Source organism: Pseudomonas inefficax, from assembly GCF_900277125.1.
GTDB classification, from domain to species: Bacteria; Pseudomonadota; Gammaproteobacteria; order Pseudomonadales; family Pseudomonadaceae; genus Aquipseudomonas; species Aquipseudomonas inefficax.
In genome coordinates this window covers 1-1,154 of sequence record NZ_OPYN01000169.1, presented here as the reverse complement: position 1 = coordinate 1,154, position 1,154 = coordinate 1, and the positions used below count along the sequence as shown (strand labels likewise).

The window sequence follows — 1,154 nt, the reverse complement described above, 5'->3', positions numbered from 1 at the left end:
CCGAAGGCGCCTTCAAGGACTGGGGCTACGAGGTGGCGCGTGACGAATTCGGTGCCGAACTGCTCGATGGCGGGCCATGGATGAAGTTCAAGAACCCGAAAAGCGGGCGCGAGGTCATCGTCAAGGACGCTATCGCCGACGCCATGCTGCAGCAGATCCTGCTGCGCCCGGCCGAGTACGACGTGATCGCCACCCTCAACCTCAACGGTGACTACCTGTCCGACGCCCTGGCGGCGGAGGTGGGCGGCATCGGCATTGCCCCGGGCGCCAACCTGTCCGACACGGTGGCCATGTTCGAAGCCACCCACGGCACCGCGCCCAAGTATGCCGGGCAGGACAAGGTCAACCCGGGCTCGGTGATCCTCTCTGCAGAAATGATGCTGCGGCACATGGGCTGGACCGAGGCGGCCGACCTGATCATCAAGGGCACCAACGGCGCGATTGCCGCCAAGACCGTGACCTACGACTTCGAGCGGCTGATGGACGGCGCCAGGCTGGTGGGCAGCTCAGGCTTTGGCGATGAGATGATCAAGCATATGTAAGCCAATAGAAAACCGGCCGCCTCCTGTAAAGAAGCGGCCGGTTTCTTCGTATACCGGCAGAAAGCAGGGATCACGCATTAGCGGTCGTGGATGAGTTCGGTACTCCCGTTGAAGCGCTGGCGGTGACGCCCTTGATTTCAACCGCATGCAGGCCCTTTGGGCCCTGGATGATGTTGAAAGTCACGGGTTGTCCGGCTTTCAGCGTCTTGTAGCCGTCCATCTGGATCGCCGAATAGTGGGCGAACAGATCTTCGGTTCCGCCGTCTTCATTGATGAATCCATAGCCCTTGGCATTGTTGAACCACTTGACTTTACCGCTTGCCATCCCTATGTCCCTCTGCAAAGGACTCCATCACTGGAGTATCATCCACTTCATCCGCATACGAACCTTGCGAAAAATCTGGTTGACTGCGCGGATCTTTATCGACCACGGTGGGTTCTTATTGGTTGTAACACCGTTTTGCCGATAGTCAAGGTCGCCCGGCGCCTGCCCTGGCCGTGCCCTTCGCAGTCAGCCCACAACCTTAACATGCAGCCAATGATGAAATCCTTACCATGCATGACATCAGTGCGATTCGACTAACATTCAATCAGGATCGCCCGCAATCGAAT

At 58.4% G+C, this 1,154-nt stretch carries 2 protein-coding genes; one reads left to right on the top strand and one right to left on the bottom strand.

Going from position 1 to position 1,154, the window contains the following annotated elements; genetic code table 11:
* A partial coding sequence (locus JV551A3_RS20565; protein ID WP_235874619.1) for an isocitrate/isopropylmalate family dehydrogenase occupies positions 1–542 on the top strand: 542 nt, incomplete at its 5' end.
* A 70-nt stretch (positions 543–612) separates the two neighbouring features.
* Here the strand turns inward: JV551A3_RS20565 and cspD are convergent.
* Positions 613–867, bottom strand: coding sequence for a cold shock domain-containing protein CspD (gene cspD / locus JV551A3_RS20560; RefSeq protein ID WP_133979070.1), 255 nt, complete (start codon positions 865–867; stop codon positions 613–615).
* Positions 868–1,154 lie beyond the last annotated feature (287 nt).

What these genes read in the sequence shown, in the direction of transcription:
- cspD (WP_133979070.1), bottom strand. Translation starts at nt 867, where the DNA reads ATGGCAAGCGGTAAAGTCAAGTGGTTCAACAATGCCAAGGGCTATGGA.